Origin of the sequence: Novosphingobium chloroacetimidivorans (assembly GCF_014204535.1) — a bacterium.
Lineage (GTDB): Bacteria > Pseudomonadota > Alphaproteobacteria > Sphingomonadales > Sphingomonadaceae > Novosphingobium > Novosphingobium chloroacetimidivorans.
Window position 1 is genome coordinate 124319 of the sequence record NZ_JACHLR010000007.1, and the last position, 15257, is coordinate 139575.

General features: G+C 65.2%; 13 protein-coding genes. 2 read left to right on the plus strand and 11 right to left on the minus strand.

What is annotated here, in order from left to right; genetic code table 11:
* Positions 1 to 45: 45 nt before the first annotated feature.
* The 5 genes from HNO88_RS09940 to HNO88_RS09960 all read right to left on the minus strand — a co-directional run bounded on the left by HNO88_RS09940 (position 46) and on the right by HNO88_RS09960 (position 6843).
* A complete protein-coding gene (locus tag HNO88_RS09940) occupies positions 46 to 717 on the minus strand; it encodes a TadE/TadG family type IV pilus assembly protein (RefSeq protein ID WP_184244613.1) in 672 nt (223 codons plus the stop codon).
* The gene (locus HNO88_RS09945) at positions 714 to 1304 is read right to left on the minus strand and encodes a TadE/TadG family type IV pilus assembly protein (protein ID WP_184244615.1); all 591 of its coding nucleotides are present in this window, start codon (positions 1302 to 1304) and stop codon (positions 714 to 716) included. Before HNO88_RS09945 ends, HNO88_RS09940 begins: the two co-directional genes overlap by 4 nt.
* Entirely contained in the window at positions 1301 to 2956 is a 1656-nt protein-coding gene (locus HNO88_RS09950) for a TadE/TadG family type IV pilus assembly protein (RefSeq protein WP_184244617.1), read from the minus strand. Before HNO88_RS09950 ends, HNO88_RS09945 begins: the two co-directional genes overlap by 4 nt.
* A 432-nt stretch (positions 2957 to 3388) precedes the next feature.
* Positions 3389 to 4204 (minus strand): hypothetical protein, encoded by an 816-nt coding sequence (locus HNO88_RS09955; RefSeq protein ID WP_184244619.1) that lies wholly within the window; start codon positions 4202 to 4204, stop codon positions 3389 to 3391.
* Positions 4204 to 6843, minus strand: a complete 2640-nt coding sequence (locus tag HNO88_RS09960; protein ID WP_221419933.1) for a TonB-dependent receptor — start codon at positions 6841 to 6843, stop codon at positions 4204 to 4206. The genes HNO88_RS09955 and HNO88_RS09960 overlap by 1 nt, the downstream gene beginning before the upstream one ends.
* A gap of 135 nt (positions 6844 to 6978) precedes the next feature.
* Between HNO88_RS09960 and HNO88_RS09965 the strand changes: the two genes are divergently transcribed.
* Positions 6979 to 8526 (plus strand): alkaline phosphatase D family protein, encoded by a 1548-nt coding sequence (locus HNO88_RS09965; protein WP_184244621.1) that lies wholly within the window; start codon positions 6979 to 6981, stop codon positions 8524 to 8526.
* A 75-nt stretch (positions 8527 to 8601) separates the two neighbouring features.
* On the opposite strand, the gene HNO88_RS09970 is transcribed toward HNO88_RS09965, so the two are convergent.
* Positions 8602 to 8856: a hypothetical protein gene (locus HNO88_RS09970; protein ID WP_184244623.1), complete on the minus strand. Its 255-nt coding sequence runs from the start codon at positions 8854 to 8856 to the stop codon at positions 8602 to 8604.
* Between the two features lie 116 nt (positions 8857 to 8972).
* On the opposite strand from HNO88_RS09970, the gene HNO88_RS09975 reads away from it, so the two are divergent.
* Positions 8973 to 10403: an MFS transporter gene (locus HNO88_RS09975; RefSeq protein WP_184244625.1), complete on the plus strand. Its 1431-nt coding sequence runs from the start codon at positions 8973 to 8975 to the stop codon at positions 10401 to 10403.
* A 39-nt stretch (positions 10404 to 10442) separates the two neighbouring features.
* Here HNO88_RS09975 and HNO88_RS09980 read toward each other — a convergent pair whose 3' ends face one another.
* The 5 genes from HNO88_RS09980 to HNO88_RS10000 form a co-directional block, all read right to left on the minus strand.
* On the minus strand, positions 10443 to 11300 hold the full coding sequence (locus HNO88_RS09980) for an alpha/beta fold hydrolase (protein WP_184244627.1): 858 nt from the start codon (positions 11298 to 11300) through the stop codon (positions 10443 to 10445).
* Positions 11301 to 11394: 94 nt separating this feature from the next.
* A complete protein-coding gene (locus HNO88_RS09985) occupies positions 11395 to 11811 on the minus strand; it encodes an isocitrate lyase/phosphoenolpyruvate mutase family protein (RefSeq protein WP_184244629.1) in 417 nt (138 codons plus the stop codon).
* Positions 11762 to 12592, minus strand: a complete 831-nt coding sequence (locus HNO88_RS09990; protein ID WP_184244631.1) for an aldehyde dehydrogenase family protein — start codon at positions 12590 to 12592, stop codon at positions 11762 to 11764. The genes HNO88_RS09985 and HNO88_RS09990 overlap by 50 nt, the downstream gene beginning before the upstream one ends.
* Before the next feature lie 41 nt (positions 12593 to 12633).
* A complete protein-coding gene (locus tag HNO88_RS09995) occupies positions 12634 to 13791 on the minus strand; it encodes an FAD-dependent monooxygenase (RefSeq protein WP_184244633.1) in 1158 nt (385 codons plus the stop codon).
* Positions 13792 to 13795: 4 nt separating this feature from the next.
* On the minus strand, positions 13796 to 15112 hold the full coding sequence (locus tag HNO88_RS10000) for an MFS transporter (RefSeq protein WP_184244635.1): 1317 nt from the start codon (positions 15110 to 15112) through the stop codon (positions 13796 to 13798).
* Positions 15113 to 15257 lie beyond the last annotated feature (145 nt).

Genomic DNA, 15257 nt, shown 5'->3' on the forward strand with positions numbered 1-15257 from the left:
GGAGTTGATCCGGGGCGGCGACCTATCCGGTCGTTCCGCTTGCGATCATGCGACCGCGTTGGTGAACTTGTTGCAGGTCATCGACGGGCTCGCAGGCGTGGTCTGGTACAGCTGGCTGATGTCGCGGCTGGCGCGCACCGTGAACGAGGAAATCGAAACGAGCTTGGGCGTGCCGATGAAGGTCGCGCTGACGAGCGGCAGGTAATCGTACTGCACCTCTACGAACATCACCGCTTCCTTGTCGTCGAGCGCGTAGACCTCGTTACCCATCGGACCCATGCCGACCGCACGCGTGTCGCCCTGGACACCATAGCTTGAGGTGACGTTCTTCTTGCCCAGGCACCGCTGCCAGTGAATGTACTGCTGGCCGGTCGTCTTCTTTTCCAGACTGCTGATGATGATCCGGCCGCGATTGAACAGGTCCATCTGCGTTCCCGCCTGCAGCCCGGCGCCGATCAACAGGTCGTCGATGTCGCTTTCATAGACCTTGCGGTTCTGTAGCTTCGAGTAGTCGCCGATGCGCGAGGCGTTGTCGGCGATCTGGGCCGCGAGCTGGCCCACGCGCATGTTCATGTACGAATAGTTGGCCAGCTCCACGCCCCACAGTCCGGCGGTGAGGAAGAACGGCATGATCAGCGCGAACTCGGTCATGGCGAGGCCGCCGCGGTCGCCGCGCAGCGCTTGCAGGCGGCGCTTGATGGTGCGCAGACGGCTCACGTGCAATTCCTGACTGGCGGCGCCTTGACCACGTTGGTCCAGGGCTGGTTGGTGAGCACGGTCTTGGACGCGAGAGTGTACGTGGACGGCGCGCCGAGCATGCTGGCGATGGGGAATGGGCGCGGGTAGGTGACGGTCACCAGATAGACGACCACGTCCCGCGCGCCGCCCAGGCCGACGCTGCCCTGGTCGGCATCCCATCTCGAATTTTCGTTGACGTCCTCGTATGGTTCGCCGTTGTCGCATTTGTTGTTGTGGTTGTTGTCGTCGTAGTCCTCGGGCTTGCCGGTGGACGAGAACGAGGGATAGGCGGTCCGCTGGAAGGCGATCGTCGCCTTGGGCGCGATGTCCTGCACCGCCTTCGTCACCGCATCGTCGATCGCAGTCGCTTTGGACGAGGCGTTCTCCAGCGTGGAGCTGCGTGCGGCGGCCTGGATCGCGCCTTCCAGGATGGACGCGGTGTACATGTTGTAACCCAGGTCCAGCAGCCCGAGCAGCGCGATCAGCAGCACGGGTGTCAGCAGCGCGAACTCCACCGCGCTGACGCCGCGCCGGTCACGCTGGAGATTGCTCAGCCGGCGGATCATTTGATGATCCGCAAGTCGCCGATCGAAGCGGCGATGGCTGCGAAGGCATTGCTCAGCTGTGTTGAATTGGCCGCCTGGAACCAGTGTCCCGAGCCGGCGCAATCCTTCATCAGAGTAGGAACCGTTGTGCCGAAGCCGATCACCCAGACGGTAACGTTCTTGTTCTTCACCTGATTGCAGGCGTAGCTGAAGCGCTTCTCGACCGTCTGCGTCAGGTTGTACGGTGAACTGGAGTTCCAGCGCCTCTGCGACAGAGGCTCGATGCCGTATGTGCCGTAAGAGAAATCCGAGGGTGCAGTCTGTCCGTCCGTCAGAAAGATCAGGTGGCGGCTGGACGGGCGGCCATTCACATCGCCGTTCTCGGATGCGAAGATGCCCGTCGGCGAGATCAGGCGACCTCCCCAGATCATGCCGATGTCGTGGTAGGTGCTGCCGGCGGGAACCAAGCCATCGACATATGTCGCCACTTGGCTCGCAGTCATCTCGGCGAGCTTGCGTGACTCGGCCGGGCAGGCGGCAAAGCCGTAATCAGCGGCGTTCACGTAGTCGGAGCTCGATTCAACGGCGCTGGGCGACCAGTATCCACCCCAGGAGTTGACTGCCCGTAGATAAGACACGTCACGAAGCATAATGTGCCACTGTGTATCGGGTTTGCTGCTATCGGGAACCGCATCGATATCGAGATCGCGAGCCTTCGTCAGGTCGACGTTGTTGTAATCATTAATGACGTAAGTCTTGCGCTCTTCGATGCAGCCCTCGAACGGGACGGCCACTTGGGAAGGGGATGCAGCCGTGCCGCCGATCTTCATGTTCAGCGATGTACCTTTGGGCAGGTTACTGCTGGCGCCGGACTTGAGGCTGCTCACGTTGACGGTTTCGGTTTGGTAGCGCCACTTCGCATTCCAACCCGAGTTTACCGCCGTGCGGCTCTCCAGATCGGTTGAGTCCGCTATCCAACCCGACTTGAGCAGGTAGCCGACATTGACGTTGGTCGAGTAGGGCACGAAGCCCCAACGGATTCGCGTGCCTTGCGTCTTGTTGCTCTCGATCGAGGCGTAGAAGTCCTTCACCGTCTGGCGCAGAACCGAGATCTTGGGGCTGGTGTCGCCAGTGTTGGTTTCGTTCATCGAGCCGGTGACGTCGAGCACCATCATGATGTCCGTGTTGGCGTAGTGAAACTGGGCCGAGCACTGGACGGTGACCGGCAGGGCATCCACGGCGAACAGCTTCATCACCGAAGTGGGCACGCTGACGCTGGCTGTACCGTTGATCGTGTAGTCCGGCGACAAGGTCATCGCGAAGGTGCGGCCCGAGGTGCCGTAGGCCCCATCCTGAAAGTTCAGGTTGAAGAACCGCGTGCCCACGGCATTGGCATCGGTCGGGATGACCTGATTGGTGATGACGGTGCCGCCGATCTTCTTGCGCGTCGCCAGCACGCCCGCGTCGCAGGCCTGCTGCAGGCGTGTGCGCGACAGGTACCCGCGGCTGATATCGACGCCGCCGCCCACAACCGCCAGCATCGGGATGATCGCGGCCGCCACGATCAGGAACGTGTTGCCGCGCTGGTCTCGCGCCAGCCGGCGCAGCCATCCGCCGATCCGGAATGCGGAACGGGCGCGGCGTGCGGAAACAGGGTTGGTCACGCGAGGCATGAGGGGGGGTGCGACTCCGATTTTTCTATGGCACTGCAATACGCGCTCAGGCGTAACCGGCAGTGCAACGGCGATGGTAAATTTCGGCCAACCATCGACCTGCGCAAGAGCCGCAAGGCACTGCGATTTCCAGGGAGAGCCTGCCCCGCTATACCGCTCGTCCCGTTGCCTTTTCCCGGCACAAGCGCGAAAGATGGATCGCTGGCGTTGAGGTCCGCGATAAGCGGCTCGCGCGAGTGCGTGGGCGACAGGGTCTACGTAGTCGACATGACGGATCAAGCGCTGCTGGCTGCGATCGCGGAGGGTCAACCGGCGAGTGCCCGGTTGCTCGTCGATGTGATCCGTGCAGCGCCGATGCCGTTGTTCGTATTGCTGAGGGCGCCCGGCTCAGCCTTCCTTTAATCTAGGTCAATCATCGATTGATAAGCCTAGTCAATTCGCGAGACGCATCTCGATCATCTCGCCGCCTTTGCGGGCGATCCCCCACAAGTGCCACGGTGCGCTCTCGTCCCAATCGATTGCCTGGCCTTCCGCGGCCATGGCATATGTGCCGCGATAATCGAGCGTGGCACCGCCCTTGGGCAGGGTCACGGCGTAAAGCTCGGGCAAGTCGTGGCCGCTCAGATACAGCCTTCCATCGGTCCCCCAGCCACCACCGGAAATGCTCATGGGTGCGATACGCTCGAGGATCTGGCGCGGCAGCGCCCAACTTTCGGTGCGTCGCCAGGCATCGTCGAAGCGGACGAGCTGGGTATGGCGATGGTCGCGCGGCGGCTCGCCGCCCTTGCCGTCGTAGTTGGCGAACATCGCCCACCAGGCGCCGTCGCGGCGGTCGACCCAGGTCAGCGAGCCGATCTGCATGCCGAGCGAGACCGAGCGCTTGTGTACCAGGGACTGCGGATCGAAGATCTCGACCGAGCTGGTCTGCGGGACTTGCGGGAAGTTGGAGGCGGCGCAAACCAGCTCCCTGGCGATCAGGGCGCAGCTGTTGATGTGGGGGAAGCGTTGCGGATCGCCGGCCCAGGCTGCGCGCTTTTCGCCCGTGCGCTTGTCGTAGCGAGCGATCCGGTAATTGGCGATGGCCCAGACATCGTTCGGCCCTACCGCCACGCCTTGCCGGGCTTCCGGAGCGGGAATGCGACGCAGGGTTTCGGCGGTGCCGGCGACCATGGGCATGGAGCTAGGGGGTTTGGCAGGGGCAGCGGCCGATGGCGCCGCCGCGAGCATGAGCAGGAGCGCGCCGAACATCAGAAGCTCGCCGTCACGCCGAAGAAGAAGGTGCGTCCGTACTCCGCCGATTCCTGCAGGAAGTCCTGGTTAGGCCCTACCAGCTCACGCCGGCCGGCATCGGACAGGTTCTGGCCTTCCGCGTAGATCGTCAGCTGCGGCGTGATGCGATAGCTGATGTTGGCGTCGAAAGTCGTGCGTCCCTTCCAGTACTGGTCGGCGTTGGGGATCGTGTCGTTGATCGTCTCGAGAAAGCCGCCGATGTAGTTGTACGACACCCGACCTTCGAACTTGCCGCGCTGGTAGTAGATCGAGGCGTTACCGGTCACGTCCGGTTGCAGGTACAGTCCGGTGACACGTGGCCCGGCCGAGGTCAGGAAGGTGAACCTGGAATCGATCAGCGTCACGTTGCCGCTGACGCCAAAACCGTTGAGAGGGTCGGGCAGGAAGGTGAGGGCCTGCTGCACGCCCAGCTCGATGCCCCGAATGCGTGCGGTCTCGGCGTTGCGCGGGGTGGTGACGAAGACCTGCTCGGCACCGCGACCCACGTCCAGCGTCTCGACCGCGGTGATCGAGAAGATCTCGTTGCTGATCGACTTGGAGAACACGGCCACCGAGACCAGGCCGTCCGGCGGATAAGCCTCGAAGCTGAGGTCGAAGCCTTCGCTCTTGCGGGGGCGCAGGCCGGGGTTGCCGCGGGTCAGACGAGCCTGGCTGCCGTCGAACGTCAGGCTCTCCGAAGCCGCGAGCGAGCCGTAATCCGGTCGGCCGATCGTGTTGGTCCAGGCGGCACGGACCAGGAACTGCGGGTTCACGTCCCACCGCAAGTGCACGCCGGGAAGCCAATTGTCGTAGCTGCCGCCATTCTCGACCGGCGTCAGCGTGGCGCCTTGCGCGCGGATGCCGGTGGAATCGATCTTGGTATGCTCGTAGCGCAGACCGCCCAGCAGGGTCAGATCGCCGAACTTGACGCTGCCTTGCAGGTAGCCCGCGTAGACGTCCTCCTCCACGCGATAGGCGCCGCTATCGGGTCGCACCGTGGTGGTGAAGCGGCCCTGGTTGGCGGCGAAGAAATCCTGATACTCCTCAACGCCGATGCGCGGATTGATCCGGTAGCGGCCGCGGATCAGCTTTTCGGGACCGGGTACGTCGACGGCGTCGAGCGAGTAGGCAAAGCCGCTGCCGGCGGTGTAGTCGGTCTGCAGGTTGCTGAACGTGCGCCGCGTGGTGCGATACACGCCGCCCGTCTTGAGCTTGAGCGCAGCGCCATCATCCCACGCCACGTTGAGGCGGAACTGGTTGCTCTTCTCCAGCGTGCGCAGTTCCTGGCTGCGCTGCTGCTGCAGGAAGAAGTTGGCTGGGTTGCGATTGGCCGCCTCGTTCGCCGGCGTGAACACCGGGTAGAAGCCGGACGTGTCGTAGCTGAAGGCGTAGTTGCCCGCCTGCGCGTCGCGCGTGCGAAACTCGATCGACTCGTTGGGCACTCGCAGCCGCCCTTGCGAATAGATTGCGTCGCCATCGATGGTGAACTGGTCCTTCGGCTTCCACTCCGCCTCGGTGCGACCGATCAGGATACGGCGCTTGGTGATCGGCTGGTTCAGCTGAATGATGTTGCGACCGCCGGTGAAGCTGCCACTTGTCGGCGTCTGATTGCGCACAGTGCCGAACGCGCCCGAGGTGAGCGGCTCGGTGCGGAACTCGATGCGCTCCTCGTCGTCCTCGGTGCGCGCGAAGATACCGCTGGCACCCCAGCGGAAGGTGTCACCGCGATACTCGATCTTGGCGTTGGCGCCCGCGCGTTGCTTGGTGTTGTTATAATAGAACAGGCGCAGCTGCGTGGGCACCTGGATGTCGTTGCCACGCGGATCGCCCGAGTTCACCGGCGCACCCGCGGCCGTGTATTCGCGGACGGAGGGACTGGCGACCTCGATCTGCGGGATGTCGTAGTCGAGCTGCTCGAAGCTGGCGCCGATCACCACGCCCCATTCGCGATCCGCGCCGAAGCGGCCGCCGCTGGCGAAGGCGAAGCGCATCGACGGCTTATCGTTGCGGACGTCGCCATGCTGCTCGTAGATGCCGTAAGAGCCGATACCGTTGAAGAAGAAGTCCTTCTTCGCGTCGAAGGCGGAGCGGGTTTCGATGTTGATGATGCCGCCGATTGCGTTGGCGTCGTTCTCGGGCGTTACTGTCTTGATGACTTCGACCCGGCCGGCCATCACCGATGGCACGATGTCGAGCGGCACCGTGCGCCCGCTCTCGTCCACGCCGGAGACGATCGCGCCATCGACAGTGGTGCGGTTGTAGGTGGAGGACAGACCACGCAGGACCGGGAAGCGTGGCTCGCCCTGGTCTTCCTGCACCGAGACGCCCGGGATACGGCGCAGGGCGGCGGCGGTGTTGTGATCGGGCAGCTTGCCGATGTCGTCCGACGAGATCACGTCGGAGACGACGAAGGCGTCGCGCTTGGCTGCACGGGCGGCGCGCTGCGCCTCGCGCTGGCCGGTGACGACGATATCCTCGGCCGGCAGGTCCTTGTCTGCACCCGGTACCGCGTCCGGCGACATCGCATCTTGCGCGTGCGCCTGGCTGGCGAGCATCGGCGCATGGCAGACACCGGCCATCATCAGCGCCATCGCGCTGCGGACATATGCAGATTTCATCGGATCGCCCCCTGTCGTGGGGCGCCTCTAAAAGCAGGCTGTGACGGGATCGCGTCATCTTGATGGCAGATCGATGACCGGCACGCTGCTGCAAGCGTCACGATCCTGAAATGCCGTTCGGCCAGGCAGTCCGGCATGCTCATCCAACGCCGCACCACTCTTGCCGGGCTTGCCGCCGCGCCAGCCCTCCTTGCGTTCGGACGCGCTTTCGCGCTGGGCAACGAGGCGCTGTTCAGCTTCGGCGTCGCCTCAGGCGAACCTGGGCCGGATGGCATGGTGCTATGGACGCGGCTGGCGGCAAGGCCGCTCCAGGCGGACGGAGGCATGCCGCATCGCCGGGTGCCGGTCCGCTGGCAAGTCTACGCCGACGAGACCGCGCGCCGCGTCGTGCAGGCAGGTGAGGGCTATGCCGAGCCGGAGTGGGGCCATTCGGTTCATGTAGAGGTCTCCGGCCTCGAACCCGACAGGCACTACTGGTACCGTTTCTTCGTTGAGGGACAGGCCAGCGCGATCGGCCGCACCCGGACAGCACCGGCGCCTGGAGCCGCGGTCGATCGGCTGCGTTTCTGCTTCGGCTCGTGCCAGAAGTACGAGAACGGCTTCTATGGTGCCTGGGCCAATGCTGTCGCCGAAGATCCCGACCTTATCTTCTTCCTCGGTGACTATATCTACGAGGCCAAGCCATCTGTCGGCACGATCCGGGTGCACATCAATCCTGAGTGCATGGACCTTCCGGGCTATCGCATCCGCTACGCCACGTACCGGCTCGATCCGCAGCTGCAGGCCGCGCATGCGATCGCGCCATGGCTGGTGACCTGGGACGATCACGAGGTAGCCAACGACTATGCCGACCTGCTGGACCAGGACAATGGCGATCCTGCCCAGTTCGCACGGCGGCGCGCCGCTGCCTATCATGCCTATTACGAGTTCATGCCGCTGCGCCGCGCGTCGCGTCCCGATAGGGCGGCCATGCGTTTGTACCGGCAACTCGATTGGGGGAGGCTGGCGCGGTTTCAGATCCTCGATGATCGGCAATATCGCTCCGCGCGCGCCTGCCACCCGCTCGGGCTGCTCACCGCGCATCGCCGCGGGCCCAGCATCGTCGCGCCATGCCCCGAACTGGGCGATCCGAGCCGCACGATGCTGGGCAAGGCGCAGGAACAATGGCTGGACGCCTCGCTGGCAGGTTCGCCCGCCACTTGGAATGTGCTGGCACAGCAGACCCAGATGACACCCTATCCGCGCCGCGATCCGGAAGCGCCTTCGTCCCCCCGCCGCCTGCAGACGGTGGACACCTGGGACGGCTACGACGCCACCCGCGACCGCATCCTTGACGCGTGGCAACGCCACCGGACCAGCAACCCTCTGGTGATCGGCGGCGACATACACGCCTTTGTGGCAAGCGAGCTGCAGCATCAGGGCCGACCGATCGCGCCAAGTTTCATCGGCGGCTCAATCACAACCTTCGCCGGCGACACGTTGCTGAAGGCCAACACCGCCGAGAACCCCCTCTACCGGTTCGCCGACAACACCGTGCGCGGCTACGGCCGGGTCGACTTGACAGCGAAAGCCGCGGACGTGACCTTCAGGGCCATCGTCGATCCCAACGATCCCATGACGTCAGCGTACGATCTGGCTAGGTTCCATGTCGGTGCCGGCACACCGACGCTATCCATGACATAGCGAACGGGTGTCCTGGAAGCACACCTTGCCGAGATCCTGCACGGTGCCGGCGATGGCGGGCAAACCGAACCACCATCAAAACCTGGCGCTCACGCCGAAGTCGGCGTTGATACCATAGGTTTCGCGCGAGTACTTTTGCCGCCGGGTGGTCTGGTAGTAGGCCAACGGCGCATCGGCGATGTTGGAGACCGAGCCGAATACCTCAACCCCTTCCAGCAGCTGATAGCCTAGCCGCGCATCCAGTCCGGTGCGGCCCGCCTCGTAGATATCGCCGGCCGTACCCTGCGCCGGGCTGCCGACGTTCTCGATGTAGCCGGTGCGGCAGGCCACGGCAATTCGAGCGGCGAACGGGCTTTTCTCGTCAGGTGGTCATTCAGCTGATCTCGGTCCGAGATCGGACTGGGGGGTGTGATGCTGCCAGGATATCGAACTAACGAGAGTCGCGGATGACAGTCAGCGTTGCGCATACCGGCGGCAAAGTGCCTTTGCCGACCGTTGCCGGGTACGGTGTCGGACAGCTCGGCGCGCAGATCTTTCGTGATACGCCTGCAGTGCTGCTGCCGGTGTTCATGACGACGATGCTGGGCGTGCCGGCGTGGTTGTCGGGGATCGTCATCCTGATCCCCAAGCTATGGCTGATCGTCTGCGATCCGCTGGTCGGGGTGTGGTCGGATCGCGTAAAGGATCGGCGCGGGCGCACGCCGTTCCTGCTATGGGGAGCGATCCTGACGAGCCTGGGCTTCCTGGCGCTGTTCACCATCACCGACTATGGTGGTCCATACCTCGCCGCGGCGGGCGTGTGCGTGCTGTTCTGGATCGCCTCGACCGCGTTCAGCCTCTACTCCGTGCCCTACCTTGCTGTTGCCGCCGAACTGTCGCCCGACACGCATGAGCGGACCCGTATCCTGACCTTCCGCATGATCGCGACCATCGGCGGCGTGATCCTGGGGGTGGGCGTAGCGCAACCGCTGGTGCTCTCGCTGGGCGGCGGTGCGAGCGCTTGGCACACCATGGGCGCGATCTTCGCGGCTGTGTGCCTGGTCTCGATGATCATCCCCGCTCTCGCTCTGCGCAACCAGCGCCTGCTCCCCAGTGGCGAACCCGCGACCGCGCTCATGGCCCAGTTTGGGCCCGTGTTCGCCAATCGGCCGTTCCGCATCCTGCTGACGACCGCGTTCGTGCAGGGGATCGGCCAGGCTTCGGGCTATACCGTGATCGGGTACTTCTACCTGTATGCGCTGGGTGACGTGACGATCATTCCCAAGTTTATCGTCGTCATGGCGGCGGCGAGCCTCGTCAGCCAGCCGATCTACTATTACCTGTCGCAACGCTTCGGAAAGGTCCGCGTCTACTGGGCGGCGTCGATCGCGTGGACCCTGATCACAGTCACATGGATCTTCGTGAAACCGGGAAGTCCCGTGCTGGTATCCCTGCCGCTGCTGGGCACGCTGACGGAGCAGGGAGCGCTAGTGCTGGTGCGTGCCGTGCTGATCGGGTTCACCAACACCGGGTTCCTGCTGCTCGGCCTATCGATGCTGACCGATGCGGTCGAGCATCAGCGCCGATTGACCGGCATCGCAAACGAGGGCGTGTTCTCGGGCATCTGGTCGGCGGCGGAGAAGCTGGCCTTCGCCATGGGACCGCTCATCGGCGGCTTCGTCATGAGTGCGTTCGGCTATCGCTCGTCGCAGGGTGGCGCGGTGGCGCAGAGTCCCAACGCGGTGCTGGGCATCATGCTGCTCTATTCGCTGATCCCGGCCGCCACGCAGGTGCTGAGCCTGGTCGTATTCTCCCGCTACAAGCTCGACAGCGGCAGCGGCGTGGCGCAGGATGGGGCGCTGGCGGTCGAGGGTTCGGAGGCCGGACTGCACGCCTGAGGCGTTGTCCGGCCCGGCGCCGCAGCATCTGCCGAAGGGTCAGGCCTTTACCAGCGCCCCCACGCCTACCGCGTTCAGGAAGCCGGCGACGATGTCCGCCCAGGCTTCGGGCTGCTGGTCGACGATATCGACACCGCCGCCCTCCAGTGCCGCGAAGGCGAAGTCCGGTCGAATGCCGTGTGCCGCTTCGGCGTGCGGATAGATCTCGTCTCCGGTGTTGGAGAATATCAGCGTCGGCTGCGTGATCAACGGCAGGCGCTCCGCCTGGTCGTACATGTAGGCGGCGTGATGGCCATGCCAGAACGCGCCGCGGCCGATCATGGCCTGGACCACATAGTCGCTGAGGCGGTCGTATCCAATCGAGCCGGCTGCCATGTGGTCGCGGATATCGAACAACTGGACGAGGTGAGCAGCGTGTTCCTGCCCTCTGAAGCCCTGTTCCCAGTCGTTCATGCCGCCTGGTGCCAGGAACTTTGCCCGGTCCTCGGACGAAACCAGCAACGGACCGTTGAGGATGAGAGCAGTGATCCGCTCGGGAAAGGCGATGGCTGCCTCGTTCGCCGCGAGCGCGCCAGTGTGGTGGCCGAGCAGCGCCGCACGTTCGATCCCCAAGGCGTCGAGCACGGCAGGTACGACTTGGGCGAAGTCGGTGACGGTGGGCACGCCCGGCGCCGGGTCTGACATGCCGAAGCCGAGCATGTCGATGCCGATCGCCATCAACCCGCGCTCCGCGAGCGGGGCATAGCCGCTATCGAACTGCCCGGATGTCATCGGTGCCTGGTGCAGCAGCACCAGCGGCACGCCTTTTCCCAGCACCTGGAAGTGCACCTGCCCGAACGGCCCGTCGGCATAGTGGCGGCGCGGGTAGGGTGGATGGCTTGGCGAGATGGCATTCATCGGGCGTCTCCTGTGGCGGCTTGATCGAGCGACTTGCAACCGTGGCTCGGCCGCCATGTCCTTGGTTCGATGTAATTCCGGGGTGAGAGCAGAATCATGCTGCTCCCCCGTACTTGATGCTCAACGCGTCCCACTCGGCGGTTCGTACGAGCCGCTGCCGCTCGTCAAAGGTGGCGAGGTGGTCCTCGATGCCGGACAGCACACCTTGGTCACGCAAAGCGGTGAGCACCGTCTGCATTCCCGCGATCGCCGCCTGTAACGCGGCATTGGCGTAGAGCACCAGGGCATAGCCCATCACTCCGAACTGGCTGGCCGTCAGAGGAGGTGTCTTGCCCCCGTGCACCACGTTCACGAGGTGCGGCAGTCGGTTGCGCGTCGGTGCGTCGCGAAGCTCCGTCTCTCTCGTCAGCGCTTCGACGAAGAGAATGTCGGCTCCGGCCTCGGCATAGAGCCCGGCGCGCTCAATGGCCGCTTCGTAGCCGTCGATCGCGCAGGCATCCGTGCGCGCCATGATCAGGGTGTCCTGGTCGCGACGGGCATCGACCGCGGCTCATGGGGCGAAGGTATTCGGCCGACTTTCGAGCGATGGCCAATCCGGTGCGCGTCGAGCCGGTGAACGAGACTTTGTCGAAGCCGGGATGGGCCACCATCGCGGAGCCGATCGCCCCGCCTCCGCCAATGATGTTGAGCACGCCATCGGGCAGGATTCCGCGCGAGATGCGGCCAAGCTCCATGGTGCCAAGCGGCGTCAGTTCGGATGGCTTGAGCACGACTGCGTTGCCCGCGATCAGCGCGGTCGCGATCTTGATCGTGCCGAGTATCAGCGGGCCGTTCCATGGGGCGATCGCGGCGACCACGCCCAGCGCGTGCCACCGCTCGGTGACCTTGCGTCCGGGCTCGTCGATCAACACGCAGTCCTGCGCGCGCGACGCCGCGATCGCCCGGATGCGCGGCGCGAGCCCGGAGACGAACAGGTCCGAGGTCGTGAGCGGCATGCCCTGTTCCATCGTCTGCAGCGTCGCCAGCCAGCCTCGCTCCCGCTCGACCGCGTCGGCGAAGGCGCCGAGGAGCCGCTCACGCTCATCCCAGCCAAGCGCCTCCCAGCCGGGCTGGGCCCGCCGGGCGGCGGCGACCGCCCTGTCCAGTTCGTCCGGCGTCGCGACAGGGGAGCGCTGAAAGGGGGTGCCGATCGAGGGATCGATGACGTTCTCGAACGCGCTGGCAACCGGCTGGCCGTCGATGGTCTGGGTGAAGTGTGCGGCGCGCGCGGCCGCGACGTGATCCGTCGACATGGTGCTCGATCTCCTGAAAAAGCGGCCGGGAGGGGAGACGGTCAGAGCGGCACGGTGGCCGGATCGTACCGCATGCGCTCGCCATGCGTGGTCTGCGTGCGCGGCACGGCACCGCCGGGCCCCTCGCTGAAGGCTTGGCCCTGCCGGCGCGATTCCAGCAGCATGAGCCCAGCGCGATCGGCTCGGGCATGCTCGTAGATCGCTAGCGCCTCGGGCACCTCTGTGCTCTGGCCGAAGGCGCGGCCCAGTACGACGGCATCCTCGATGGCCATCGCCGCGCCAAGCCCCAGGAACGGCAGCATGGGATGCGCCGCATCGCCCAGCAGCGCGACCCGCCCCTGGACCCAGCTGTCGAGTGGATCGCGGTCATAAAGCGCCCACTTGGCCGTGCCTTCCGCCGGTGCGTTGCGCGCAAGACCCTGCACGTCGGGGTGCCATCCATCGAACAGCGCCTGCAATTCCTCGACCGAGCAGCGCTCCGACCAGCTCTCCCCGGTCCATGCATCGGTCGTCACGAAGGCGGCGCAGTTCACCAGCGTCTCGTGACGAATGGGGTAGCGCGTCATCAACCGGCCCGGTCCGACGTAGGGGCCCGATGGGCTCGCCGTCATGTAGGGGCGGGCCTGCTCCATCGGCACCAGGAACCGGTAGGCGACCTGACCGGTAAAGCGCGGGCTCTCCGCCCCGAACATCTGTGCGCGGACGGCCGAGCGCACGCCATCGCAGCCTATCAACGCCGATCCGTGCGCCACATGGCCGTCCGCGAACCGCACGGTGACCTTTCCGTCTTGCTGCTCGAAGGCCTCGAACCGGCGGTTCAAATGCAGGGCATCGGGCGCAAGGTCGAGCACGGCCCGGCTCAGGATGGTGAAGAGATCGGCGCGGTGGATCATGTGGGTGGGGCCGAAATCCTCAGCCTTCCACTGGCGGTCCTTGAATGCGCCGCCCAGCACCTCGCCGGTCTGGTAGTGCAACGCCGCGGAAGCACCCTGCGGCCTGTCTCCGGCAGTCTCCAGCGCCGTCTGGAGCCCCAGCGAGTAGAGACCGCCGCTTGCGGTCGGGCCGATGCTGATGCCGGCGCCGACCTCGCCCGCGATCCGCGCCGCTTCGTGCACCTCGACCTCGCAGCCCTGGCGCAGCAGCGCCAGTGCCGCGGTCAGGCCGCCGATGCCGCCGCCGACGATGATGATCTTGGTCATGGATTCATTCTCCCGAACGCAACGCCGCTCGCCGCGCCAGAGCAAACAGGATCGAGGACAGGACCAGCGCCGGGATCGTGACGATGGCGATGGAATAGCCCACCATCGCCGGGTCGGCCTTGTTGGTCTCGGTGATGGTGGCGACGAGTACGGGGCCGAGCGCCGCGCCCAGCAACGTGTTGAGCAGGCCTGCGAGCGCGATGGAGGTGCCTCGCATGTCCGCCGGCATGATCGTCTGGAACATGGCGAAGACCGTCGTGCCGACGATCGGGAACACGCCGCTGCTCCACGCGACCAGCAGCATTGCGATGCCGGGCGAGGGAGAGAATACCGCGAGGCTGGACGGGATCACGAACAAGGGCGCGACGATCAGCATCGTGTACTTGGCCTCGGGCCGACCGCGCCGTGCGAAGCCATCGATCAGCGCCCCGCCGATCAGCGGGCCGGCAATGGAGAACGCCATCGAGAACGGGCCCAGCCATGTTCCGAGTGCAGCGGGCGTCAGCTTGAAGCTGCGCAACAGCATCGTCGGCGTCCAGGCGGCAGCGCCGTAAGCCGCCATGAAGCAGATCGCAAAGCCAAGGTACAGCGGCACCAACAGCGCGGCGTTGCGCCGCAGGAATGCCAGTTTGTCGCCGATCCGCGGCATGGCTGTCGCGCTGCCGGCGTTCGCCTTTCGCGAGGGCTCGGTGGTCGTGAGCATGAGCACCGCCACCAGCAAACCCAGAAAGCCGCAGCCGATGAACGCCACTCGCCAGGGTGCCGCTCCCGACAGCAACGGCACGCCCGCGAAGCGCCCTTGCGCCGCCGCCGTCACGAGAAAGCTCGTGATAGAGATCGCCAAGCCGTTCGAGATCGCATTGCCTGCAAGATAGATGCTCAAGGGGCGGCCACGCCGGTCCGGCGGGAACAGGTCGGCGATCAGCGAGATCGCCGCGGGCCCAAGCGCGGCTTCGCCCAGACCGACCAGCAGGCGAGCGGCGAAGAGTTCGCCGAAGCTCTCGGCCAGACCGCCGCCGATGGTCGCCAGGCTCCAGATCAGCGCACCGCCGGCAATCAGCAGCCGCCGCGAGGCGCGGTCGGCCAGGAGGCCAAGGGGAATACCGACGATGGCATAGAACAGCCCGAATGCGAGCCCTTGAAGCAAGCCGATCTGGATGTCGCTGAGTCCGAGGTCATGTCGGACTGGATCGACCACAACGTTGAGAATGCCACGGTCGACGATGGAGACCACCGACGCGACGAACAGGGCGGCAATCGACCACCATGCCGTACCCGATCTCGGATACCCTGGCGCCGGGGTGGGCTCGACGGGGGGCATGACCCGGACAGTGTCACGTGCTGAGGAGGAAAGAAGAGGCAGGCGCACCTAATCTTGCCTCCCAGAGTCTACCTGAGATCCAGGCATCTTGTGCGAACGCTTCATCGGGTATGTCATTACCCTTGCCCTTCCATGGTCAGCAGCA

Coding starts and splice junctions, on each gene's coding strand:
- HNO88_RS09945 (WP_184244615.1), bottom strand. CDS start 1,304: ATGATCCGCCGGCTGAGCAATCTCCAGCGTGACCGGCGCGGCGTCAGC.
- HNO88_RS09950 (WP_184244617.1), bottom strand. CDS start 2,956: ATGCCTCGCGTGACCAACCCTGTTTCCGCACGCCGCGCCCGTTCCGCA.
- HNO88_RS09955 (WP_184244619.1), bottom strand. CDS start 4,204: ATGTTCGGCGCGCTCCTGCTCATGCTCGCGGCGGCGCCATCGGCCGCT.
- HNO88_RS09960 (WP_221419933.1), bottom strand. CDS start 6,843: ATGAAATCTGCATATGTCCGCAGCGCGATGGCGCTGATGATGGCCGGT.
- HNO88_RS09965 (WP_184244621.1), top strand. CDS start 6,979: ATGCTCATCCAACGCCGCACCACTCTTGCCGGGCTTGCCGCCGCGCCA.
- HNO88_RS09975 (WP_184244625.1), top strand. CDS start 8,973: ATGACAGTCAGCGTTGCGCATACCGGCGGCAAAGTGCCTTTGCCGACC.
- HNO88_RS09980 (WP_184244627.1), bottom strand. CDS start 11,300: ATGAATGCCATCTCGCCAAGCCATCCACCCTACCCGCGCCGCCACTAT.
- HNO88_RS09985 (WP_184244629.1), bottom strand. CDS start 11,811: ATGGCGCGCACGGATGCCTGCGCGATCGACGGCTACGAAGCGGCCATT.
- HNO88_RS09990 (WP_184244631.1), bottom strand. CDS start 12,592: ATGTCGACGGATCACGTCGCGGCCGCGCGCGCCGCACACTTCACCCAG.
- HNO88_RS09995 (WP_184244633.1), bottom strand. CDS start 13,791: ATGACCAAGATCATCATCGTCGGCGGCGGCATCGGCGGCCTGACCGCG.
- HNO88_RS10000 (WP_184244635.1), bottom strand. CDS start 15,112: ATGCCCCCCGTCGAGCCCACCCCGGCGCCAGGGTATCCGAGATCGGGT.